This window comes from Algoriphagus sp. SE2 (assembly GCF_039563885.1).
In the GTDB taxonomy this organism is placed as follows: Bacteria; Bacteroidota; Bacteroidia; order Cytophagales; family Cyclobacteriaceae; genus Algoriphagus.
Window position 1 is genome coordinate 400551 of sequence record NZ_JBCLWJ010000002.1, and the last position, 24264, is coordinate 424814.

The 24264-nt window shown below is 35.9% G+C and carries 20 protein-coding genes; all 20 read left to right on the forward strand.

What is annotated here, in order from left to right; all coding sequences use genetic code 11:
- Positions 1 to 13: 13 nt before the first annotated feature.
- The 20 genes from AAGF08_RS03785 (at position 14) to AAGF08_RS03880 (ending at position 24264) form a co-directional block, all read left to right on the forward strand.
- Positions 14 to 1099, forward strand: coding sequence for a Wzz/FepE/Etk N-terminal domain-containing protein (locus AAGF08_RS03785; RefSeq protein WP_343509687.1), 1086 nt, complete (start codon positions 14 to 16; stop codon positions 1097 to 1099).
- 1 nt (position 1100) lies between these two features.
- Positions 1101 to 2096, forward strand: coding sequence for a glycosyltransferase family 2 protein (locus AAGF08_RS03790; protein ID WP_343509688.1), 996 nt, complete (start codon positions 1101 to 1103; stop codon positions 2094 to 2096).
- A complete protein-coding gene (locus AAGF08_RS03795) occupies positions 2093 to 3295 on the forward strand; it encodes a hypothetical protein (RefSeq protein ID WP_343509689.1) in 1203 nt (400 codons plus the stop codon). The genes AAGF08_RS03790 and AAGF08_RS03795 overlap by 4 nt, the downstream gene beginning before the upstream one ends.
- A complete protein-coding gene (locus AAGF08_RS03800) occupies positions 3277 to 4029 on the forward strand; it encodes a glycosyltransferase family A protein (RefSeq protein ID WP_343509690.1) in 753 nt (250 codons plus the stop codon). The genes AAGF08_RS03795 and AAGF08_RS03800 overlap by 19 nt, the downstream gene beginning before the upstream one ends.
- Positions 4030 to 4036: 7 nt before the next feature.
- Positions 4037 to 4792 (forward strand): glycosyltransferase family 2 protein, encoded by a 756-nt coding sequence (locus AAGF08_RS03805; protein ID WP_343509691.1) that lies wholly within the window; start codon positions 4037 to 4039, stop codon positions 4790 to 4792.
- A 2-nt stretch (positions 4793 to 4794) separates the two neighbouring features.
- Positions 4795 to 5661: a glycosyltransferase gene (locus AAGF08_RS03810; protein ID WP_343509692.1), complete on the forward strand. Its 867-nt coding sequence runs from the start codon at positions 4795 to 4797 to the stop codon at positions 5659 to 5661.
- An 80-nt stretch (positions 5662 to 5741) separates the two neighbouring features.
- Complete coding sequence (locus AAGF08_RS03815) at positions 5742 to 7379, forward strand: capsule assembly Wzi family protein (RefSeq protein ID WP_343509693.1); 1638 nt, start codon at positions 5742 to 5744, stop codon at positions 7377 to 7379.
- Positions 7380 to 7686: 307 nt separating this feature from the next.
- Entirely contained in the window at positions 7687 to 8985 is a 1299-nt protein-coding gene (locus tag AAGF08_RS03820; protein ID WP_343509694.1) for a nucleotide sugar dehydrogenase, read from the forward strand.
- Positions 8986 to 9097: 112 nt separating this feature from the next.
- Complete coding sequence (locus AAGF08_RS03825; RefSeq protein ID WP_343509695.1) at positions 9098 to 9922, forward strand: polysaccharide biosynthesis/export family protein; 825 nt, start codon at positions 9098 to 9100, stop codon at positions 9920 to 9922.
- Between the two features lie 13 nt (positions 9923 to 9935).
- Complete coding sequence (locus AAGF08_RS03830; protein ID WP_343509696.1) at positions 9936 to 12305, forward strand: polysaccharide biosynthesis tyrosine autokinase; 2370 nt, start codon at positions 9936 to 9938, stop codon at positions 12303 to 12305.
- A 16-nt stretch (positions 12306 to 12321) separates the two neighbouring features.
- The gene (locus AAGF08_RS03835; RefSeq protein ID WP_343509697.1) at positions 12322 to 14118 is read left to right on the forward strand and encodes an ABC transporter ATP-binding protein; all 1797 of its coding nucleotides are present in this window, start codon (positions 12322 to 12324) and stop codon (positions 14116 to 14118) included.
- A gap of 20 nt (positions 14119 to 14138) precedes the next feature.
- Positions 14139 to 15251: a DegT/DnrJ/EryC1/StrS family aminotransferase gene (locus tag AAGF08_RS03840; RefSeq protein WP_343509698.1), complete on the forward strand. Its 1113-nt coding sequence runs from the start codon at positions 14139 to 14141 to the stop codon at positions 15249 to 15251.
- Positions 15232 to 16134 (forward strand): glycosyltransferase, encoded by a 903-nt coding sequence (locus AAGF08_RS03845; protein ID WP_343509699.1) that lies wholly within the window; start codon positions 15232 to 15234, stop codon positions 16132 to 16134. The genes AAGF08_RS03840 and AAGF08_RS03845 overlap by 20 nt, the downstream gene beginning before the upstream one ends.
- A gap of 7 nt (positions 16135 to 16141) precedes the next feature.
- Positions 16142 to 17320 (forward strand): glycosyltransferase, encoded by a 1179-nt coding sequence (locus AAGF08_RS03850; protein ID WP_343509700.1) that lies wholly within the window; start codon positions 16142 to 16144, stop codon positions 17318 to 17320.
- The gene (locus AAGF08_RS03855) at positions 17320 to 18729 is read left to right on the forward strand and encodes a hypothetical protein (protein ID WP_343509701.1); all 1410 of its coding nucleotides are present in this window, start codon (positions 17320 to 17322) and stop codon (positions 18727 to 18729) included. Before AAGF08_RS03850 ends, AAGF08_RS03855 begins: the two co-directional genes overlap by 1 nt.
- Positions 18730 to 18758: 29 nt before the next feature.
- On the forward strand, positions 18759 to 19904 hold the full coding sequence (locus tag AAGF08_RS03860) for a glycosyltransferase family 4 protein (RefSeq protein WP_343509702.1): 1146 nt from the start codon (positions 18759 to 18761) through the stop codon (positions 19902 to 19904).
- Positions 19901 to 21031: a glycosyltransferase gene (locus AAGF08_RS03865; protein ID WP_343509703.1), complete on the forward strand. Its 1131-nt coding sequence runs from the start codon at positions 19901 to 19903 to the stop codon at positions 21029 to 21031. The genes AAGF08_RS03860 and AAGF08_RS03865 overlap by 4 nt, the downstream gene beginning before the upstream one ends.
- Positions 21024 to 21722, forward strand: coding sequence for a methyltransferase domain-containing protein (locus tag AAGF08_RS03870; protein WP_343509704.1), 699 nt, complete (start codon positions 21024 to 21026; stop codon positions 21720 to 21722). The genes AAGF08_RS03865 and AAGF08_RS03870 overlap by 8 nt, the downstream gene beginning before the upstream one ends.
- Positions 21722 to 22849 (forward strand): glycosyltransferase, encoded by a 1128-nt coding sequence (locus AAGF08_RS03875; RefSeq protein WP_343509705.1) that lies wholly within the window; start codon positions 21722 to 21724, stop codon positions 22847 to 22849. The genes AAGF08_RS03870 and AAGF08_RS03875 overlap by 1 nt, the downstream gene beginning before the upstream one ends.
- The gene (locus AAGF08_RS03880) at positions 22846 to 24264 is read left to right on the forward strand and encodes a hypothetical protein (RefSeq protein WP_343509707.1); all 1419 of its coding nucleotides are present in this window, start codon (positions 22846 to 22848) and stop codon (positions 24262 to 24264) included. Before AAGF08_RS03875 ends, AAGF08_RS03880 begins: the two co-directional genes overlap by 4 nt.

Sequence of the window (24264 nt, forward strand, 5' to 3'; positions counted from 1 at the left end):
ATAGACTTTATTCATGGATCAAAAAACAAAAGAAATATTACTGAATGATGATTTCACAATTGTGAATCTAGTTCGCTTAGGAAAACGTAAGACTAGCCTTTTCCTCCTTATAGTAGGTTTATTTGTTGCAGGAGGTTTAATCTATTATTTCACCACTCCAAAATCTTACGCAACGATGTCTGTCCTTTTAGTTGAGACCCAGCAAAATGGGGATGCCAGTGGATTAAGCTCTTTAGCTTCTGTTGCAGGACTAGGTGGTTCGGGTTTCGGTGGAGAATCATCCACGCTTGATCCAGCTCTTTACCCTGTGATACTCCAAAGTAAACCTTTCCTTGAGGAATTGATTAACTCCAAAGTTAAATCCAATCTATATCCAGACTCCGTAACCATTTTTAAATATATGGTGGAGACAATGCCCGATAACTATATCTATAAATTTTTCAAGAGACCGCTAGCTGTTTTTGAAGATCCGATCCTTATTGATGATAAGGCCCGGCTTTCCTCAAAGCCCGAAGAACGGATTAAATATGAGCCTCTTGAATTATTGGTACTTTTCAAAATTTCTGATAGAATAACTTATACTAGTGAAGGTAGAATTCTGACGATCATGGTTAACATGCCTGAGCCTGAGCTTGCTTTCCAATTTTCAAGGTTGGTTAAAGATCTTTTGATTGACTATTCTACCCAATACCTTCAAGAGAAGCAAAAAAGCCAGGTTGAATACCTTGAACTTCAGCATATGAAAAGCGAGGAGGGGTTTAAGAAAGCTCAGAGTGCACTGACTTCTTTTAGAGAAAGAAACCAAGGTTTGTTTTTGGAAAGTCAGAAGGCAATAGAACAAAATTTAAATTCTGACTATAATTTAAAGTTTGAATTATACAGAACAGTAACGCAGGAATTAGAAAGGGCAAAAATTGAATTGAATAGTAAAAAGCCTATTTTCACATCCATTGAACCTCCGATAATTCCAAATAAACCAGCTGCGCCAAGAATTGAACTAACTATTGCTTTCAGTCTTGCTTTAGGTTTCATTTTTGGGCTGATTGGAGTATTTATTTATTACGTAAGAGCATATTTCATAGTCCGGTCTGATTCCTGATTTGAAAGTCTCTATTATCATTCCAAGCTTTAATAATTCCGATTTTATTTCGGAGACTATATCCTCTGTACTGGCGCAGACCTATGTGGATTTCGAATGTATTGTGGTAGATGACGGTTCTGAAGATGATACAAAGAATCAAGTTTCAAAGTTCATTCAACAATCCCCGAACGTTCAACTATTCGACCGGCCCAAAGACTTACCTAAAGGTGCAAATTCTTGCAGAAATTTTGGGGCAAGTAAATCCAAAGGCGAACTCTTACTTTTTTTAGACGCTGATGATCTTTTAACGGATGATTGCTTAGAAAAACGACTAAGCAACTACGGTGGGGAAGATTTATTAGTTGGATCAACCGGTTCTTTTTCGAATTCAAAAGAGGCAAATTCACCATTTTTTAAGAATCTAAATCCAAACCTTCCTCCTCAAGAATATAGAAATATGTTTCTTGAATATTTAATCCCATGGCATACAAGTAGTGGTATTTGGAAAAAAGACTTTTTTGAACTTATTGGAGGTTTCAATCCAAATTTACTTCGATTTCAGGATGTTGAAATTCATGTGCGGGCTCTAAATAATTCTGGTATAAAATTGAAAATGGAATGTTCTGAAAAGTTTACGAGCCTATATAGACAGTCAGATTTTCATAAAAAAATAACGCTTGCTAAACGTAGATTTATTCTAGAAGAAGGATTTAAATACATAGAGATAGTCTGGAAAACAGTAGGACAAAATGAGTTTTCAAAAATACAGGGGCTATTAGTTTATTTGTTATTTAGATTTGAGGAAGTTATTGAAAAAGCCGATTTAGTAAGGGTAAAAAGTTTCACAATAAGGGGGCAAGCCAAAAGAATAAATGGTTTCAACTCCATAGAATTCAAGATGTTGAATTTTGTTTTTGCCCAATTGATAAAATCTCCAAATAGGGTTAGAAAGTATTTAAGTTATGCCCTGTATTTGACTTATTTTAAACGTAAAAGATCAGAATTTTTAGCATGAAGGTCTATTATGAAAATATGGAGTTTTGGGATTTTTTGACTTTACCCATTTACTTCATCTTGGTCTATTTACTGCTTACATGGACTGCCAAATCGGTCCTTCTTCAAGATGACAAATATCTGAATCTTCACTTTTTGGGCTTATTGTTATTCTATTTACTCATTGGCCTGATAGATTTTAGGTATAAGCTTATCCCATATTTTCCTGATACAAATCTTTTTACCAGAATTCTTGAAACGGGAGTCACGCCAAGTAATCAATCGATAGGAGTTAGAATAGGGTATAAGTTTCTGGCGATTCCTATCTATGTGCTCTCTTTAAAATCGATTTATAATTATTTTTTATTTAACATCTGCTTCTTTCACCTCGGGCTTATATTTTTAGTAGCTGGTTTCAATAGGTTTTATGCAATCACTGATGTTTGGGTACAGCGCTTTTTTCTAGTCCTGGGAATATTAGCTCCATCAATTCTTGTCTATTCTTTTACTCCACTTCGGGAAAGTTATTTTGTACTCGCCTTAGGTTTGTTTTTCTATGGTCTGTCAAAAAATAGAATAGTAAATATTTTTTTGATTTTGGGGGTAATTCTTGCAGGGATTTTGAGAGTGCAGCTTTTGCTTTACTTCTTTATTTTGGTTTTTATACAGATTTTGTATCAAATGAAATTAAGAAAGGGTGTCATAATTTCTATTATCCTCTTAAGCATTCCTTTTGCCTATTTGAGCTTAAATTTTCTTTCGCAGCAGATTTTAAATATTGAAATCACTCCAAAAAGTTTGAGCATTTTTAGAAATTTACAAAGGCTTAACTATTTCGAATCAGGAGTAACTTATCCAGAAGTGAATTGGGTATCTTGGTTTGACGTTTTACTTGATTTCCCGGGATTGTTTTTTCAATTCTTATTAAGCCCTTTTCCAGTAATCATCTTCATTCCATTTTGGACTAAAATCGCCTATTTCGCAGATGGAATATTCTTAATGTTTCTCTTGGTTGTAGCACTTACCCAATTTTCAAAATGGAGATCATATGGTACTTGGCTCTTATTTATAGTTATCTATGTTGGAATGTCTGCTTTCTTCGAATTTCATTTATTAGGTGCAGTACGGCACAGATTACCTGCAACCTTACTATTGATGGCGCTTTCTGCAAGAGCACTTGCATTTCTTTTGGCAAAATATAAATGGATATTCAAGTACTAATATCTACAACTAATCCTGACCCTAAAGATTTTTATAATCTGAATTTTGATAAACTCATCATTTCTCAAAACGATAGGGGGATAGTTGAGGAAAATGAATTAATCAAGTTTTTATCCTTTGATGAGAAAGGACTTTCAAAAAGTAGAAATAGGGCTATTCAAGAATCAAGTGCAGATATTGGTCTAATAGCGGATGATGATTTGATCTATTTTGAAGATTTTGAAGCTAAAATCAAAAATGCGTTTGAAAAATTTCCGGATGCTGATATTCTAACTTTCAAAATAACAACTCCTGATGGAAAGCCATATAAAAAATACTCTGATAGTCCTTTCAAACATTCCAGAACTTCAATTTACAAGGTCTCATCAGTAGAAATGGTCTTAAAATTAAGTTCAATCAAATCTGCAGGCGTAGCTTTTGATGAACGATTTGGTTTAGGAGCCACATATAGTAGCGGTGAAGAAACTATTTTCTTAAATGATGCGCTAGATGCTGGTTTAAATCTTTACTTTTTTCCTGAACCAATTGTAATTCATCCTATTGAAAGTTCTGGGAAAATATTGGACGAAAACTTTTTTTATAGTAAAGGTGCCTTAATAAGAAGACTGTATTCTGGAACGTTAAATATTATAATAGGAATTATTTTTTTGATCAAACAGATTACAAAAAAACAAAATACCCTAACTTTGACGGCTTCACTAAAATCCATTATAAAAGGTCTTCGGTCGCTTTAAACATTTGATGCTAGTTTCGATTATTACGCCAGTCCACAATGCTTATTCTCTAATAGAAGAGACCATACAGTCTATATTGAATCAGACTTTTACAGATTGGGAGCTGATTCTCATTGACGATTATTCATCTGATATGGGAATTCATATCCTCAATAAATACGAGGAGCTTGATCCAAGGATTCATCTTTTTGAAAACCCAAAGAATATGGGAGCTGCCATAAGCCGTAATAAAGGCATAGAAATGGCAAAAGGCAGATTTATTGCTTTTTTGGATAGTGACGACCTGTGGGAACCAAATAAATTGGAACTTCAAGTAAAGTTTATGCTTGAAAATAATCATGCTTTCAGTTTTACCGGGTATCATAAATTTAGAGATAACACTATTGTAGGACAGCAATTAGTTCCAGCACGTGTGACCCATGAGGAGCTATTAAAAACTTGTTCGATAGGTTGTCTTACAGCAATGTATGATACCGATCAACTGGGAAAGGTTTTTATGCCAATTATTTCTAAAAGACAGGATTTTGCTCTTTGGCTCAAAATTCTCAAGATGATTCCTTATGCTTATGGAATTAATCAACCACTAGCGAGATATAGACTTCGTGATGATTCAATTTCCGGGAATAAATTCAAGGCTGCGAGGTATCAGTGGAAAGTATACAGGGATTTTGAAAACTTAAACCTCTTTAAATCCTGCTATTATTTTGCCCATTACGCATTTTTTGGAGTCTTAAAGACGTATTTGAATAAAGCTAAAAAATAAACTTGTCCTCCATTTTGATTTCTGTAATAATTCCGGTTTATAAAGATTGGAGCCGATTGTTGCTATGCCTTGAGGCTTTAGAGTATCAAAAGAATACAAAATCAAAGTTTGAAGTTATTGTCATTAATAATGATCCTGAGGATCTCTATGTTCCTGAAAATTCGTTTTCTTATCCGGTTTATTTTTTAAGAGAATCAATTCCGGGATCTTATGCAGCTAGAAATAAAGGACTTTCTAAGGCTAAGGGTATTGCAATTCTATTTACTGATTCTGATTGTATCCCAGCAAATGATTGGATTTCTCAAGCCGAAAGATTGATAAATGAAACAGAGGCTGATTTAATAGCAGGGTCAATTAAACTTTTTTCAAAAGAAGAAAACAAATTCGTTCATTTTGAGAGAACATTTGCTTTTCCTAATGAAAAGTATGTGAAGGATCAAAACTTTGGGGTTACTGCAAATCTATTGGTTAGAAAGCCTGTAATTGATAAAATTGGCGGATTCAATGAAAAATTACTTACTGGCGGGGATTCTGAATTCTGTAATAGAGCGGTGAATGAAGGATTCAAAATAGAATTTCATGAAGAACTTAAAGTGTCGCACCCGGCCCGTTCGAGTTGGAAAGAATTAAAGCTTAAAGCAATTAGGTTTGGCGGAAGATTACCAAATGATAAAAATAGGTATGTCAAGTTCTTGAAGGTATTGGGAAAATTTAGGATTCGATTAGATGATATTCAAGAAATAGTAAGCTTAGAAAAGCCAAGTTTAAAGCAAAAGTTCGATCTGTTCTTTATTAACCAAAGTTTAAGATGGGTAGAGGCAAAAGAATCTTTGTTTGTGTTTTTTGGAAAGAAAGCAGGTAGAAAATAGAATCATTCATAAAGTTGATTGTTATTAAATCAAGTATTAGCATTTTTTTGATCTTGGGGTGTTTATACTTTACTCCCAAGGTGTTTGCTCAAAATTTAAATTCGGATATTCCAGTTTTAGAGCAATATCTTAGAAGAGAGCAACTGAAAGGGAATTTTAATCCCAAGTACTCTTTTCAATTAAAACCAATAAGGTTTGATGGAAAAGATTCAACTGATGCTACGAAGGTGATTTCATCATTTTTTATTGGGGCACCGGCGCCGAAAAATCCGAAGGTTAGATTTAATCTATTATCTCTGATTTCCTCTTCGGAATTTAACAGTAAGAGACCTTATGGATGGGGTAATAAAGGATTGGTCCCAAATGTAGGCTTTCAGACGTATTTAAGTACTGGTTTCTACGCGAGGTTTCATTTCTTAGAAATTCAATTTCAACCAGAATACACCTATTCTCAGAATAAGGCATTTCAAGGTTTTTCGGATGAGTTTTCTGGTAAGGTGCTTAGCTCAAGATTCTTTTATTGGAATAATGGAGACAACCCTGAACGTTTTGGAGAAGACCCCCTTTCAAGATTTTGGTGGGGGCAATCAAGCATAAACATTTTGGCTGGACCAATCCAATTCGGCTTATCTACTCAAAGTATTTGGTGGGGACCAGGTCAATTCAATTCATTGACATTTAGCGATAACGCAGAGGGATTCCCTCACCTTTCTCTCAGCACGAGAAGGCCATTAAAAACTTTCATTGGAAACTTTGAAGGTCAAGTAATAGTAGGTAGACTGGAGAACAGTAATCTTGAACCTTCACAACTAGAAAATTTAAATGATAGATATTTTCGAAAATTTAATGATGATTGGAGATATCTTAACGCCATCTCTATTACTTATAATCCCTCTTTCTTACCAAATTTATTTTTAGGTTTTAATAGGACTTTTCAGCAGTATGATAATTTAAGAGGAGACACGTTCAATGACTATTTCCCAATTTTTGAAGTTTTTCAAAAGAAAGTATTTTTTCAAAATGGAAACACAGTGGCCTATGATAGCAAAGGCCAGGATCAGCAATTGACAGTTTCCCTCAGATATCTGGTACCAAAAGCAGCATTTGAAATTTATGGAGAATTTGGAAGAAGAGATCATTCCTACGATTGGCGGGATTTTATCTTAAATCCTGAGCATGCAAGAGCATTTTTATTTGGCTTCCAAAAGCTTTTCCCTACGAGCAAACCTGAGACATTTATCCAAATAAGGGGAGAGATGACACACCAACAAGAATCGATCAATCGATATGCAAGGTATCCAGGGCTTATTGGAAACCAGACTTGGCATACGCATAGTTTGGCGAGAGGCTTTGTAAATTATGGAGAGGCTTTAGGGGTTGGAGCAGGAGTAGGATCTAATGTTCAGACTTTTGAAGTTTCACAGGTAAAAGGATTAAATAAAAGAGGGATTTTGTTTGAAAGACTGGCAAATAATCAAGACTTTTTTAACCGGGCATTTGGGCAAGATCCAGAGAAAAAACCATGGATAGATTTAAGTCTTGGGCTTCTTTGGGACCAGCAGTTTGATCGATTGATATTGAGCGGGAAAGCCCAGTTAATTAAAGGCTTTAATTACCAATGGCAATCGGATGGTATCAGTACAGAGGATTATCCAAACGGAAAAAATCTTTTCTCTTTTTATGGAAATCTTCATTTGCTGTATAGCTTAAATAAATAATCTGAACCCGGTAGAATAATCGATGCAAATTCAATTAGTTTTGCTTTCAAATTCAAATGAGTAACTTTGGTACTCGTTTTAGGAGCTGCTTATAAATCAGTGAAAAAAGGTGGAAAATGAGTGTGAGTCATGGGCTTTTTAGTAAATGAAAATCTCACCTGATAATCAGTCTTTTAACTAGAGTAAGAGCTATTTGTCCGCTGGGTTTATGTGACCGAAAGGGCGAAGCTTTATTTTCTGAGAGCTTTAATTTATACAAATCACATATTTCTAAGAGACACTTTCATTTTATAACATTCCTGTTTTAATGTTGACACCAATAAAAGATGTAAAAATTGCCGTAATAGGGTTAGGCTACGTAGGTCTTCCTTTGGCAGTAGAATTTGCTAAAAAATATCCAACTGTAGGTTTTGATATTGATTCAAAAAGAGTTCAAGATTTAAAAACCGGAATTGATCACACATTAGAGGTTGAAAATGAACTCCTTCAATCAGTATTAATAAATTCACTAGGGAATGGTAAAGGGCTTTTGCCAAGCTCAAGCTCAGAAGCATTATCGGATTGCAATATTTATATTGTGACTGTTCCTACTCCTACAGATAAGCATAATAGGCCTGTTTTAACTCCGATGTTAAAAGCATCTGAGAATATTGGTAAATACTTAAAGAAAGGGGATGTAGTTATCTATGAATCAACAGTTTATCCAGGAGTTACAGAGGATGAATGTGTTCCGGTTTTAGAATCCATTTCAGGTTTAAAATTCAATATTGATTTCTTTGCTGGCTATTCTCCGGAACGGATCAATCCTGGAGATAAAGAACATACTGTGGCAAAGATTTTAAAAGTGACTTCAGGAAGTACACCGGAGATAGCTGAGTATGTTGATCAGCTTTACAAAACTGTAATTACTGCTGGAACTCACAAAGCTTCTTCGATTAAGGTTGCTGAAGCTGCAAAAGTAATTGAGAACTCACAGCGAGATATCAATATTGCGTTTGTAAATGAATTGTCAAAAATCTTCAACTTGATGGGTATTGATACCAATGAGGTTTTGGAAGCAGCTGGGACGAAATGGAATTTCCTAAAATTCAAACCTGGTTTGGTTGGAGGGCATTGTATAGGAGTAGACCCATTTTATCTGGCTCAAAAGGCACAAGAACTTGGCTATCATCCTGAAATTATTTTGGCAGGAAGAAGACTTAATGATAGTATGGGGAAACATGTTGCCACAGAGGTCATCAAATTGATGATGAGAAAAGACTTAAAGGTTATTGATTCCAAAGTTTTGATACTAGGTTTTACTTTTAAAGAAGATTGCCCTGACGTTAGAAATACAAGAGTTATAGATATCTATAAAGAATTAAAATCATTTGATATGGATGTGGATATTTATGACCCTTGGGCAAATCCGGCTGAAGTAATGCATGAATATGGAGTGGAAATCATCTCTGGCAAAAAAACTCCAGACCTCGATCAATATTCCTCGATCATCTTGGCTGTTTCCCATAAGGAATTTAAAGTGCTAAAAATCCAGAAATCTGATGCTCAAGTGGTATTTGATGTGAAGGGCTTTTTGAATAAATCTGACGTGGATGCCAGATTGTAAATCTGTATGGAAGCCTGCCTAAATAAATAAAAGTTTAAAATTCTGATTAATTCTTATTTTTGAACCCATATTCAAATTCTGAATAGATCCTTTTTCTACATTTAGCTTATTCATGAATAAAATTTTAAAAAACCTGTTCTTTTTTGGTGTAATCGCATTGGGCTTTTACTCTTGTGTTCCCAATAAGAAAATGATATACATGCAACAATTAGAGGAAAGTCAAGGGCCTTTAATTGAGTCTAGCAACAAATATTCATATGAAACAGAGGAATATCTGTTACAGATTAACGATATTGTAGAAATCACAATTAAAACTACTGATGAGGACTTGAACCTAATATTTGGGGCCATCAGTAATGAAAACCAGACATCAGCTCAAATGGGGGGGAGTCAAGGAGCAGGCGATGCTTTTTTCTTAAATGGTTATACCATTGACGAAAGAGGGATGGTTGAAATTCCTTTAATCGGTGAGGTAAAGTTATTAGGGTTGGATACTCGACAAGCCAAAGAGTTAATCGAAACGGAGGTTTTAAAGTATGTAAAGGCGAATGAGTTTTTTGTCAGAGTGAGGTTGGGAGGTATTCGTTTTAGTGCTTTGGGAGAATTTACGCGATCTGGTAAATACACTATTTTGCAAAACAGAGTGACAATTTTTGAAGCAATTGCATTTGCAGGAGATCTAAACAGGGTAGCCAAAAGAGATCAAGTACTTTTGGTGAGACAATATCCTGATGGTTCCCAGATTCACAAAATTAATTTATTGGATAGGGACTTGCTCGGCTCAGAATTTTACTTTTTAAAGCCGAATGATTTAATCTATGCTGAACCAATGAAAGTTAGAGAGTTGGGAGCAGGCACGAACTTAGTTGAAACTTTGACTTTGCTGACGACAACGATTACAGCAATAGCGTTAGTTCTTACTTTAATTAAAAATTAATATTTCCAAGAATATGAGTTTTGATCAAGAGGAAAGCGATTTTTTCCAGGAAGACGATAGCAGTTTTGATTTAAAAACGCTATTTCCTAAAATATTAAAAATTTGGCCTATAATTTTAGGAACTATAGCCGTTTTTCTCGGTTCCGCATATTATTATACTAATACTACTGTTCCTTTATACCTTGTTTCTAGTAAGTTTTTTATCAAAGAACAGGAAAATGCCCTCTCTTTGTTTGAAAACCCTGCTTTAGGAAATCAGCAAGGAATTGGTATAACCAATGAGATTATAATCCTAAAATCCAGACCAATTGCTGAAGCAACATTGATTCAGTTGGATTTTGATGTAGAATACTACGAAAAAGGAAGATTTATCAAAAGAGAGGTGTTTAGAAAGACCCCCATCGTGGTGGAAGTAGATTGGGGGTTTCCACAGCTAATCAATGGATTAGTAGAAGTAAAGTGGGAGAACCCTGAGGAATACTCCTTAGTTTTTAATGATGAAAATTATTCCCAGTTTTTTCCAGATGGAAGTATTGGGGTAGGGGTCCCAAATCAAGAGGGTACTTATAAATTCAATGAATGGATAGAAACCCCTCAGTTCAAAGTAAAAATCAATAATACCTCCAATCAGGAATCAGGTGAAGCCTATTATATTGTCAGGGACAATAATTACTTGATCAATAAATATTCTGGTGGGCTGATTGTTGATTTAGAGGAAAAAAATTCAACTATCCTGAATTTGAGTATGGCTGTACCTAATATCGAAAAGGGCCAAACTTACCTCAATGCTTTGATGGAAACCTACCTTGAATTGGAGCTTCAAGAAAAAAATGAAATTGCAAACAGGACCATCAATTTCATAGATAAGCAAGTGGCTGGGGTTGCTGATTCTTTAAGTCAGTTTGAAAATAAGCTTCAAGCATTTAGATCTAGTAACAAAATCTATAATCTCAATAACGAAAGTAGTACCGTTTATGGCAGGTTGACTGAAATTGAGTCTGAATTGGCTAATGCGAATTTAAAAAGCCGATACTATCAGAGTCTGAAAGATTACTTGGTTAGAGAAAATTACAATGAAATTGTTGTTCCCTCGGGTTTAGGTATTGAAGATCCATATTTGAATGGATTGATAGAAAACCTATTGTCAGTCCAGGTGGAAAGATCTAGGTTAATGGCAACTCAAACAGAGCTTTCTCCTGCAGTAAGGGAAGCCAATAAAAAGCTCGACGATTTAAATAAATCCATTCGTGAGATTTTGGACAACGTGGATCTTAATAATAAGATGACAATCCAGGATTTGGAGCAACGAAAGAATGAAATTGAATCTTCCTTTAGGAATTTACCACAAGCGGAGCAGAACTTAATCGCGCTGCAAAGGCAAGCGGATCTCTCTGAAAGTATCTACAATTTCCTAAGTGAGAAAAGAGCCGAATCTGCCATTACAAAAGCTTCCAATAGGCCAAATAACAAAATCATTGAATTTGCAAAAACGATTGGGGGGGCTATTACGCCAAAAGCTCAGCGAAATTATCTATTTGCTTTTTTCTGTGGTCTATTATTACCCATCCTTTTCGTATTTATTAGGGAGTTGTTTAGAGTACGAATCGAAGATATTTCCTATTTAGAAAAGAAGCTTAAAATTCCTGTGATTGCAACTATTCTAAAAAACAAGGAAGAAAATAACCTTGTTGTTTTTAATAACGGTAAATCAGGTATAGCTGAATCCTTCAGGTCTTTGAGAGCGAATATTCGCTATCTGATGCAAAAAGATAAGCAAGTAACCCTCATGCTTACTTCAACTATTTCAAGCGAAGGAAAAACCTTCTGTGCCATGAACTTGGCTTCAGTTTATTCTTTGACAGGAAAGAAAACCATCTTGGTCGGATGTGACATGAGAAAACCAAAGATCTTTGATGATTTTGGATTAAAAAATGATGTCGGTCTTTCCACTGTTCTAAGTAATCAAGTCGATGACTGGAAAGATGGCGTTCAACACTCCCAATTTGATAATCTGGATATTATGGTTTCAGGGCCAATTCCTCCAAACCCAGCGGAATTATTATCCGGTCATCAATTTGAAAATTTGGTGAACGAACTCAAAAAGGTCTATGATGTTATCATTCTCGATACTCCGCCTATTGGTTTGGTGAGTGAAACTATTGAATTATTGAATTTTGTTGATTTGACTTTGTTTGTTTTCAGACAGGATTATAGCCAGCGAATCTTTATAGATGCTCTAAATGGCTTGAAGACCGGTAAAGGAATCAAGAATATCTACGCCTTATTTAATGGAGTAGAAGGAAAAGGAGTTACCTATGGCTATGGCTATAACTATGGCTATGGATACGGATATTATAGTGATGATAAGCAAGTCAAGAAGTAATCTGAAACAATTCTAAGTGAAATTGATTTCAAAATACTTCCGGCATTTCCTCTTCTTCTATTCTTACTTAGGGAACAGAATTATTCTGTTGATTGGATTAAGTTTAGTAGGTGGATTCTTGGATGGATTTGGTCTGGCATTATTTATTCCTTTGATTCAGGTTGCGGGTAAAGATCAAATAGATAAAGCAGAGGCTGCAGAATCTTTGGGTTCCTTAAGTTTCTTATTGGATTTTATTAACTGGACCGGTCTTGAATTGACGGCGGTAGTTATCCTTGTTTTTTTACTTTCCATATTTGTTGCCAAAGGACTTTTTAAATACCTGGAAAGCCATTACAAAGTGATAGTGCAGATGTTCTTTGTCAAAAAGATTCGTTACCAAATGGTAGATAGTCTTGGAGATATGGAATACCGAAACTTTTTAGGGTTGGATGCAGGTAGGGTACAAAATACACTGTCAGGAGAGATCTATAAGATAGTTTCAGCCTATGTTGCTTATTTTAATACGTTACAATCCTTTGTATTATTATTAGTGTATGTTGTGTTGGCACTATTGGCCAATTTTCAATTTGCTTTGGTGGTAAGCGTAGGTGGATATTTATCCAATCTAATTTTCAAGGTAATTTTTAAATATACCGAATCAGCTTCTCTCAACAATAGTCAACTAAGCCATAAATATCAATCTTCCCTGATTCAGGCGGTTCATAATTTTAAGTACCTGAAGGCTACCAATTACTTTCAGCGCTATAAAATTAAACTCAAGGACTATGTTGATAGAATTGAACTGGAACAAAAAAAGATAGGAATCTTTAATGCAATCTTATTGGCTGCAAGAGAACCTCTAGTGATTGCAATTGTAGTAGGAGCCATTCTTGTTGAAATTAAACTACTTAACGGAAACATTGCAGCCATCTTTTTGAGCTTGATGTTTTTTTACCGCGCGTTGAATTTCATCATGCTGGTCCAAACTCATTGGCAGGCATTTACTGCAAATCTGGGGGGATTACATGTAGGTTTGGAGTTGTTGAAAGATTTGGAAAATGGAAAAGAGCAAGATAATTCCAAAAAACAAGTAGATAAAATAGAATCCCTTTCCTTGCAAAAGGTGGGCTTTTATTACCATCCTGAAAAGAGTGTTCTTCATAACATTGATTTGACCATTGAGAACAATAGATCCTATGCTTTGGTTGGTAAAAGTGGCAGTGGAAAAACTACACTGACTAATTTATTGGTGGGATTAGTACATCCAACATCTGGAGAATTTTTGTTGAATGGAGAACCGTTACGTTCTTTTAATTTGGCAAGTTATCGTTCTAAAATTGGATACATAACACAGGAAGCTGTGATTTTCAATGATACGGTTTATAACAATGTGACCTTTTGGGCAGAACCTTCTGAAGAAAACTACAAGAAGTTTTATCATGCCTTGAATCTTGCAAATCTTACCGAGTTGGTAGAGTCTCTACCGTTGATGGAAGAAACCATTTTGGGTGATAGTGGGGCTTTGATCAGTGGTGGCCAGAAACAGAGGATTTCTATAGCGAGGGAATTGTTTAAAGAAGCTCAGCTCTTGATTTTCGATGAAGCAACCTCTGCTCTAGACAGTGAAACTGAGAAAATGATCCAGCAAAATATCGACTCTCTTAAAGGTAGCTGTAACATTGTTTTGATTGCGCATCGGTTAAGTACCGTTAAGAATGCAGATGAGATTCTTTTGATGAAGGATGGGGAAGTGGAATGCAGAGGCACCTTTAGCCAATTATTGAATGAAAGTGACACCTTTAAATCAATGGTGGAACTCCAAGAGTTTTAATTAAACCCTTAATGACATCTATGGTAAAATTCCTTGACCTTCTGAAAATAAACCTTGCACATGAAGCTGAACTTCAAGAAGCTTTAAATCAGGTTTTATTAAATGGCTGGTATATCAGAGGTAAATTTCATGATGAATTTGAAAAGAATTTTGCAGAATACTGTGGGACTTCAAGATGTGTAGGTGTCGCCAATGGATTAGATGCCTTGATTTTGATTTTCAAAGGATTTAAGGAATTAGGAAAACTTAAAGATGGTGATGAAGTCATTGTGCAAGCCAATACGTATATCGCTTCAATCATTTCTATTACCGCTTCAGGCTTAGTACCAGTTTTTGTAGAGCCTGATGAGAACACCTATAATTTGAGTGTAGACCTTGTAAAAAAAGCGATAACCAGTAAGACAAAAGCAATCTTGGCCGTACATCTTTACGGTCAGTTGAGTCCGATGGAGGATCTCAAAAAATTAGCTGACAATAATAACCTGTTGTTGGTAGAAGATTGTGCACAATCCCATGGAGCGATGGATAACAGAGGTCTAAGGGCAGGGAATCTTTCCGATGCAGCTGCTTTTTCATTCTACCCAGGTAAAAATATGGGAGCTTTAGGAGATGCCGGTGCGGTGACCACTTCCAACGAACCATTGGCAAACATGATTAAAACCATGGGCAATTATGGCAGCCAAAAGAAATATTTCAATGAAGTGCAAGGGGTGAATTCCAGATTGGATGAAATTCAGGCAGCAGTTTTACTGGTAAAACTCAAATACATTGATCAGGAAAATGAAATAAGAAGGAGAATAGCTAAAAGATATCTCACGGAAATTAAAAATCCCCATTTGAATCTACCTAAATCCAAACCTGATAGTTTGGATCATGTTTTCCATGTTTTTGTGGTCAGATCCAAGAATAGAAAAGATTTAATCGGATTTACAGATTCACGGGGAATTCAAACTTTGATTCACTACCCAATTCCTTTTCATAAACAAGAGGCTTACCAAGAATATTCTTCGCTTCATCTCCCTATTACCGAACAGATCCATGAGGAGATTTTAAGTATTCCCATTAGCCCGGTAATGGAAGAAGCGGAAGTCGATCAAGTGATCCGAGTATTAAATGAATATCGACCTGGATAATCAAGTAAAAAATCTTCCTCTGGTCAGTATTATTGCTATTTCTTATAACCATGAGGAGTTTTTGGAAGAAGCGCTCGATAGTATCATTGCCCAAACCTATCCGGATATTGAAATTGTTCTTGTAGATGCTTTCTCAAAAGATCAAAGTGTATCCAAAATCAATGAATGGATCAATAGGAATCCTAGTGTGAAAATCAAAACTATTTTTCAGTCTTCTACAAAGAAGATTACCGAGAATGCCAATGAAGCATTGAAAATAGTTGAAGGTGAATATTACCAGATTTTAAGCTGTGATGATGTATTATTGCCTCATAAGATCGAGGAGCAGGTAAGAGTATTTCAAGAATCTGATCAAAAACTTGGGGTAGTCTATTGTGATGCAGAGAAGATTGATAAGGAAAGTAAGTCTTTGAAGGCACTTACATTTTTTCAAGAGAGAAGTTGGACTGAAGCTTCTCAATTACCCTCCGGGATGATATTCCCAATGCTTTTGATGGATTATTTTATCTGTGCCCCAACTGTGTTGGTCAAAAAGGAATTGGCGTTAAAAGTGGGGGGATATAATCCAGAATCTATGATGGAAGATTTGGATCTGTTCTTAAAAATGGCTCAGGAGTATTCCTTCAAAGGTTTAGTTCAAGTAGGAGTTAAATATCGTGTATTGGAGACTTCTTTATTACGATCTACCGACCCTTTTTATAGGCAATCAACTCGCCTAAAAATTTACTCGCAATACTTGGGACAAAAAGGGGAGTGGGACCGATTTATTACCCATCAATTTTTAATTGCTCATCGGACAAAGTCGTCCTTACTTAAGATGGTTTATTCCTTGCAAATTGGGATTCAGAAATTCTTGAAATCTCAATTGGAAAAATATTATTAACCTTTTGATGCCCAAAAATTGTAAGGTTCTTTTCATTTTGCCAGAACTATTGGGGCCGGGAGGGCAAGAATTGGAGAATATTGGATTTGCAAAATGCCTTCAATCAGATACTAGATTTGAAGTTTCCATCCTTAATTTTTATTCTCCTTTCAAGGTAGAGGAATTAGAGAATCTCCCAATGTTGGAATGGGACTTATCTCAGCTAAAGCAGGTAGTATTCAATAAAAAATTCCTGAAAATTTGGGTGAAATCAGGCTTCAAATTTCAAAAGAGTCTTGCCAATTGCTTTAGAAATTTTCCTGAGTTGTTTGATTCATGGTTGAATGAAAAGTTAAAAACCATTGACTTATGCTTCACGGGAATTAGTCCCACCGGTTTATTACCATATATTTTGAGGGTTTGTATGCAAAATAAAGTGGCATTTACATACCACGAGTCTTCGATTTTCCATCCGAAAAACGATCAATTTTATCGATTGATGGAAGGAAATGGTTCTTTCCTGATTTCAGCAAAAGCAAAAGAAGACTATCTCTTGGAGCATTATCCTAAGGCTGATTATTCGATCATCAAACAATGGATTTATTTGGGCCAAGAAAAATTTTTGAAAATTCCCCTAGGAAATCAAAGTCCATTGAGGTTTGGTTATGTAGGTAGAATGGACTTGGGGAAAAACCTTCAGGTGATTCTAGAAGCTGTAAAAATCTTAAAAGAAAAAGGTCATATTTTTGAATTTTTACTGTTTGGAGATGGTCCTGAAGTAACTAATTTAAAAGCATTTACGCGAAAATTTGGATTGGAAGACCAAGTTAGTTTTAAAGGCAGTTTTCCTTTTGAACAACGATATACCTGTTTTTCTGAATTGGATGTTTTTGTGATGACGAGTACATTTGAAGGAGGACCATTGGTAGTCTTGGAAGCAATGGCATCTGGAAAGCCAATTATTACCACGCTTGTTGGAGATGTTCCAAACAGGGTCTTTGAGGATCAAAATGGTTACGTATTGCCTGTTGATTGCAGCGCAACTTCTTTGTCTTTGAAGATGAAGAAGTATTTAGATCAAACGGATCAAGTAAAGGAACACGGAAAAAGGAGCAGAGAACTTTTTTTAGAAGAGTTTGAAGAAAAAGCCTGCCAAGAAATCTTTAAGAATAGTTTATTGGACATTATCCGTTCAAAAAGTAATTAGTGAATAAGAAAATTCTATTTGTGATCCCAGATGGAGTAGGAATCAGAAATTATCTGTATTCTGATTTATTTCATCATTTGCAGAAGCAAGGGTTTCAGATTCATTTATTGCATAATCTAGAAATTCAGATTTTAAATTATGTAAAAAATGAAAGAGGGATTGAATTTAGTGAGGAACCTCTAAGAAAGGTAACTGAATCCAGGTTTCAACAATTTCTGAGAGAAACTTCTACTTATGCAAGGCTGAAACATAACTCCAGGCTGAAGCAAAATTCAACAATTTTGACCAATTGGTTTAAGGTAAAGAACAATCCTTTAAAACGTATATTTCAAAAGGCAACTGAACTGGCAAGTGCTACCTTATCTAACTATGATGGCATCAAATACCTTGAAGAAACTAATAGATTAAAATGGAGACGTAGCCCAGCCTACGAGGAATTCAGATCAGATATCAGGAGAATTCAACCTGATTTGATCTTTATTACTCATCAAAGGGTAGCGACTTTAGAACCGCTTTGCTTGGCAGCAGCTGATATGGGAGTGAAGACAGTTACAGCCATATTTTCATGGGACAATCTCCCAAAAGCAAGGTTGCCAATTCGTACGGACTTTTATGCAGTATGGTCTGAATACATGAAAAGTGAACTCTTGGAATATTACCCGGAAATTCCTGAAAATTCTATCGCTATAGTGGGTACTCCGCAATTTGATTTCCATTTTCAGTCCAATCTATTGGAGTCTAGGGAAGAATTTGCAGCTAGATATGGGCTAGATGCATCAAAGAAATGGATTCTTTTTTCAGGTGACGATGAATTGACTTCTCCTCATGATCCCGAGTATTTGAAAGATGTAGCATCCGCCTTGGATTCAAATCCTCAGGTGTCTATTCTATTTAGGCAGGTTCCCGTTTGCACTGTAAATCGATATCAATCAGTACTCGATCACTATTCAAATATTACTCATATTCCGCCTAAATGGGGAAAAGGAACCAGTTGGATGTCATTTTATCCTCTCTTCGAGGACGTGAAACTATTGATGAACCTATGCCATCATTGTGAATTCTCAGTAAATATTGGTTCAACCATTGGGTTGGACTTTGCCTACTTTGGGAAGCCAACTGTGTTTTTGGCCTATGATACGGTACAAGATAAAAACTGGAGTACTGAGGTAGTGTATAAATTTCAGCACTTTAGGTCTTTTGAGGGATTGGATGCAGTCGTTTTTGCAAAGGAAAAATCAAGCTTATCTACACTTTTAAATGAAGTATTAGAAAAGCCAGATCAGTTTTCTACTCAAAAACATCTTTGGAGAGATAAAATTGCTACGAATAAAGAAAACGCTCCTTCTTTTTCACAGATTGCTGCTTTTTTGGAATCCATGTTTATTGAAAAAGAGGCAGTTCAAGAATAACTCAAATCAATTCCTTCAGAAATTAGATCATGCATATTTGCTTTTTATCCAGTGAATACCCCAAAGAAGGTTTCCCCCACGGAGGAGTAGGGACATTTCTACAGATTTTGGCCAGGAATCTAGTAAAGCATGACATTCGAGTTTCCATTTTAGGCTTGAATTATACGGATGAATACGAAGAATCTATTGATGAGGGGGTTCACATTTTTAGACTTAAGCCCAGAAAACTGAAACCGATTACCTGGTATTTGACTTTTCAAGCGATTAATTCTAAAATTAGGGAAATTCATCAAAAGAACCCAATATCTATTGTTGAGTCCACAGAATTGGGTTTGGCATTTATCAAAAAAATTCCTGGCATCAAGTATTTAATTCGAATGAATGGAGGTCATCATTTCTTTGCCGAATCAGAAAACAGATCCATAGACCCTTGGAAAGGCTTTCAGGAGAAGCGTTCATTTAAAAAGGCAGACATGGTGTTTGGGGTGAGTGAATATGTGATTAATCATACCGCCAAGTACTTAGATTTTGCAGATAAAAAAGGCCCTGTAATTTATAACCCTGCGAATCTTGAACATTTTTATCATGCTGATCCGAGGAAGATTGTACCCGGAAGAATATTTTTTGCTGGGACAGTTTGTGAAAAGAAAGGTGTAAGACAATTGATTTTGGCCTTTCCAAAAATCAAAGAAAAATTTCCTGAGAGTGAACTATATATTGCAGGAAGAGATTGGTTTTTCCCGGATGGGAGGTCATATATCCAGTATTTGAAAGATTCTCAAATTAAAGATTCAGTAAAAGATTCTATTAAGTTCTTAGGACCGGTGGCAAATCATGAGCTTCCAAAATACATGGAAGAGGCAGAAATCTGTGCTTATCCATCTCATATGGAAGCAATGCCTTTGGCATGGATTGAGGTGTTAAGTATGGGCAAAGCATTTTTAGGATCAATTTTAGGACCTGGTCCGGAAGTAGTAAATGATCAAGTTACTGGAAGGTTGTGTGATCCAAGAGATGTAGCAAGTGTGGAGAAGGTTTTATCTGAAATGCTTACGAATAAGGAACAAAACCTGAAAATGGCAGAGGCGGCAAGAAAAGATGTATTGGAACGCTTCTCCATAGATAAATTAGTGCATAAAAACATAGACCTTTTTAGGCAAGTAGTAGCTGGATGAATTTTTTGATTCTCACCCATGTACATCATGTACGAAAAGGTGGTAAATACTTTGCTTACGGTCCCTATGTGAGGGAAATGAATATCTGGACAAAGTTTTTTACCTCGGTTACCATACTGGCACCCTTATCAGAGGATAGAGAGTTGAATCCAATAGAGATTGCCTATGAACATGAAAATATTCGTTTTGTTCCTGTTCAAGAAATCAATTTGACCACTTGGAAAGGAAAAGTCTTAACCTTGTTTTCCTTACCTGTAATCGTTGCTAAAATGCTTCAAGCGATGGGATCAACTCAGCATATTCATTTGAGATGCCCTGGAAATATGGGGTTGGCAGGAGCAGCTCTTCAGTACTTTTTCCCTTCCAAAGCCAAAACAGCCAAATATGCTGGAAATTGGGACCCTGAAAGTGATCAGCCCTATACTTATAAGCTCCAGCAGCGATTGGTTTCCAATCCAAGGTTTGCAAAAAACATGAAGGTGTTGGTTTATGGGAAATGGCCTAACCAAAGTCAGAATATTGTCCCTTTTTTCACTTTCTCGTATAGTCAGAATGAATCACAAGAGGACTACAGAGAGCCTCTAAATAAAGGGATCAAACTTCAATTACTTTTTGTGGGTGCACTGGTTCCCGGAAAAAATCCGCTTATGGTAGCAGAAGTAGCTAATATTCTAAAATTGCAGAATGTAGATTTTAAATTAACCTTCTGTGGAGAGGGGGATCAGATGCCCCTCCTTCGTCAATATATACAAGAAAATGGTCTGGAAGAGGAAGTGGAACTTTGTGGGAATTTGGGTAGTGAGCGATTGAAGAATAAGTACAAACAATCTCACTTTTTAATATTTTTATCGGAAAGTGAAGGATGGCCTAAAGTTGTAGCCGAATCCATGTATTTTGGTTGTCTACCCATTACAACTCCTGTATCTTGCGTTCCATTTATGTTGGCGAACGGGGAGCGGGGTGACTTGGTAGGTAAAGATCCAATTAAAGTAGTAGAGAGAATCAACAATTATTTGACAAATCCAGAGGATTTTTTTAGAAAGTCCAAAAATTCAAAAGAATGGTCCAAAGCTTTTACCAAGGAAAGTTTTGAACTGGAAATAAAGAAGTTAATTAATAATGTATAAAGAGGGAACCTATTTTTCTGATACAAAGCGGCACTTAGAAGATTCTGATTTTAAAGTCAGTGCGATTCTAAGGTTACTGAATCCTATTTTAGACCAAGCTGATATAAGAGTGAATTCCTACGCTGATGTAGGCTGTGGTGCAGGGGGAGTTTTACTCGGGATTTCGGAAGCATTCTCCCAAAAAGGTAATCCTATCCATGAAGTCAAAGGATATGATGTGTCCCCTCATGTAAATGATATGAAGGTGGATCATGTTTCCTTCGAACACGGGGATTTTGTGGAAATAGGAACCAATGCAGACTTGATTACCTTAACTGATGTGTTTGAACACGTGATTGATCCGATAGATTTTATCAAAAATGTCTCTAAGAAAGGAAAGATTATAGCCTTTCATATTCCATTGGATGATTGCTTAAGTGTGAATTTTAGAAACCTTCAAAGACAAAAAATCCAGAATCCTGGACATTTGATATTTTTGGATGTAAACTCTGCCTTGAATATGATTACCATGGCAGGTTTACAGATTTTGGATTATGATTTTTCCAGAGAGACAATCAAAGCTCCCTCAAATAATGAAACAGTCCTTCAAAAACTTTTTTCTCCAATAAAAAGGGGAATGGTGGCTCTGAATCCATGGTTATATTCCAAAATCTTTGGGTTTAGCTTAGTAGTGATTGCGAAATCAAATTAATGAGTATAAATAGCTCAAATAAGCCTAAGATTTTTCAATTGGTTGATTCCCTAAGTATGGGAGGAACTGAGAGAATGTCAGTAAATATTGCTAATGGCTTAACTGAAATTGGAGTGGAGAGTGGATTGATCGTTACAAGAGAATCCGGGGGGCTTGAAGAATATTTGTTTCCTTCTGTAAAGAAATTCATATTCAACAAGAAAGGGAAACTGGATGTTTTTACCTTCTTTAGGATTTTGAGCTTATTGAAAAAAGAAGCTCCTGATGTACTTCATGTCCATCAAACATCTATTTTTTGGGGGGCTTTGCTCAAGAAGTTTCTCCCCAAAACCAAATTAATTTGGCATGATCACTTTGGAATGAGTGAGCAGCTGGATCAACATCCGAGAAAAGAAATGGATTATCTTATTTCTTCGGTGGATTTGATCATTTCTGTTAATGAGAAAATTGAATCCTATTGGAAGTTAAGATTTCCAAGGATGTCAGGTTCTACTTATTTCATCGAGAATTTTTCAGGTAAACTTAAAGCAGTTCCCAAAAGGAAACTGGACGGTAGATTCAAAATCATCAATATTGCGAATTTTAGAAGGCAAAAGGATCAGATAACACTGATAAGGTCTCTTACCGGATTAAAAGAAAAAATAGGAGATTTTAAAGTGTATTTGCTTGGAGAGTTTGTAGAGAAAGATTGGTTGACTCAAGTCAAGGAGGAAATAGAGGCGCTAGGATTACAGGAGCAAATAGAGATTGTAGGACCAGTTGTGAATGTCACTCCGTATATAGAAATGGCACATTTGGGGATTTTGAGTTCGGAATCCGAAGGCTTACCTGTTGCCCTTTTGGAATATGGAATGGGGGCTTTGCCTACCATTGCGACAAATGTAGGTCAATGTGCTGATGTCTTAGAAAATGGCTTATACGGTGAATTGATCCCATCTAAATCTCCGGAAAAGCTCCATGAATCAATTCTAACTATTTTCAATAATTATCCAAAGGCCCTACAGCGTGGATATCAGTTTCAAAAACAGACAGAAGCAAACTTTGGTCCTTTGAATTTTTTTAAGAAATATTTACCAATTGCTTTACCAGATTTTGAACCTCAAGTGGTTAACCCTCAGCTTGTATGATTAAGCGAATTATCACCTCTAAATCGCGATTTGCATGGGTTTTGATCCATATATTTTTGGGGATCCTATCATCGATTACTCCCTGGGGACTGATTGCTTGGTTTTATTTGGTGTTTGCGACTTCATTTTATGTTGTTATCAAAAGTAAATCCATCTTCCCTTTTTGCCTGTTTATTGCCTACTTAACATCTTTTGAGCTGTTGGCAAGGATGTCTCAGACTTCCCCTTTTATTCCTTATGAATTAGGGAAATACCTGCTATTTCTTATGCTTTGTATTGGGATATATAAGTTTAAAACCAAAAACCATATAGGGCTTGTGATGGTTTTGGTGCTGCTCCCTTCTGCGTTTTTCGATCTATCAGGGGAGGTCAACAGAAGTTCATTGATTTTTAACTTAATGGGACCGATCAATGTAGCCATGGCAATTTGGCTTTTTTACGGTAAGTCCATTACCAAAATTCAATTGATCCGCTTATTAAGGATAAGCATACTTCCATTAATTGCAATTCTGGCTTCGACAATTTTTAAAACCCCATCCTATAATGAGTTGGAATTTACGTTGGGTGCCAATTTCGCCACCAGTGGAGGAGGAGGATCCAACCAAGTTTCCACAGTTTTGGGGTTAGGAATGTTTATTTCATTTATTTTCCTTATTAATAAATGGAATTTGACTGGATACAGGGTAACTGACTTTTTGTTGTTTTTCTTATTTGGCTTCCAAGGTTTATTGACCTTTTCAAGAGGTGGAATACTAGGAGGTGCCTTGGGAATTATGATCTTGTTTTACTTTGTAATTAAAACTCCAAAGAAACAAAAAACCTTTTTCAAGCTGCCAAATTTGGGAAAGGCATTCTTGCTTTCAATATTTCTGATTTTGATCACCTTCCAAGTGGCAGATAGCTTGACAGGAGGTTTGTTGAGTTTAAGATACTTGGGTGAAACAGAAGGAACGTTGGCAGGTACTAAAGAAAAATCCCTTAATTCCATTACTACTGGAAGGGTGGAGATTTTCTTAGAGGATATGCAGCTTTGGGGTGATGCCCCCATTTTAGGTGTTGGTGTAGGAGCATCGTCCTATATGCGTAATTTCAGTTATTTCTACCTTTCTCATGTAGAGATGAGCCGATTGTTATCCGAGCATGGTTTACTAGGACTCATTTATTTTGTACTGCTGCTTTATGTATTGCTTCAAATATTATTGAAAAAACAAACTCCAATGGAAAAAGGTATTATGGTGGCCTTTTTTATCATTGCTTTATACACGACTTTTCATGCTGCCATGAGGACTTATCTTACCCCACTGTTTATAGGATTAAGTTTACTTTATGTAAAACCTTCAAAAGTGAAAAAGTTACCTTCCAAAGGAATAAAAAAGCTTGAACCTATTAATCCTGAACCAGTTTCTGTAGGCTGA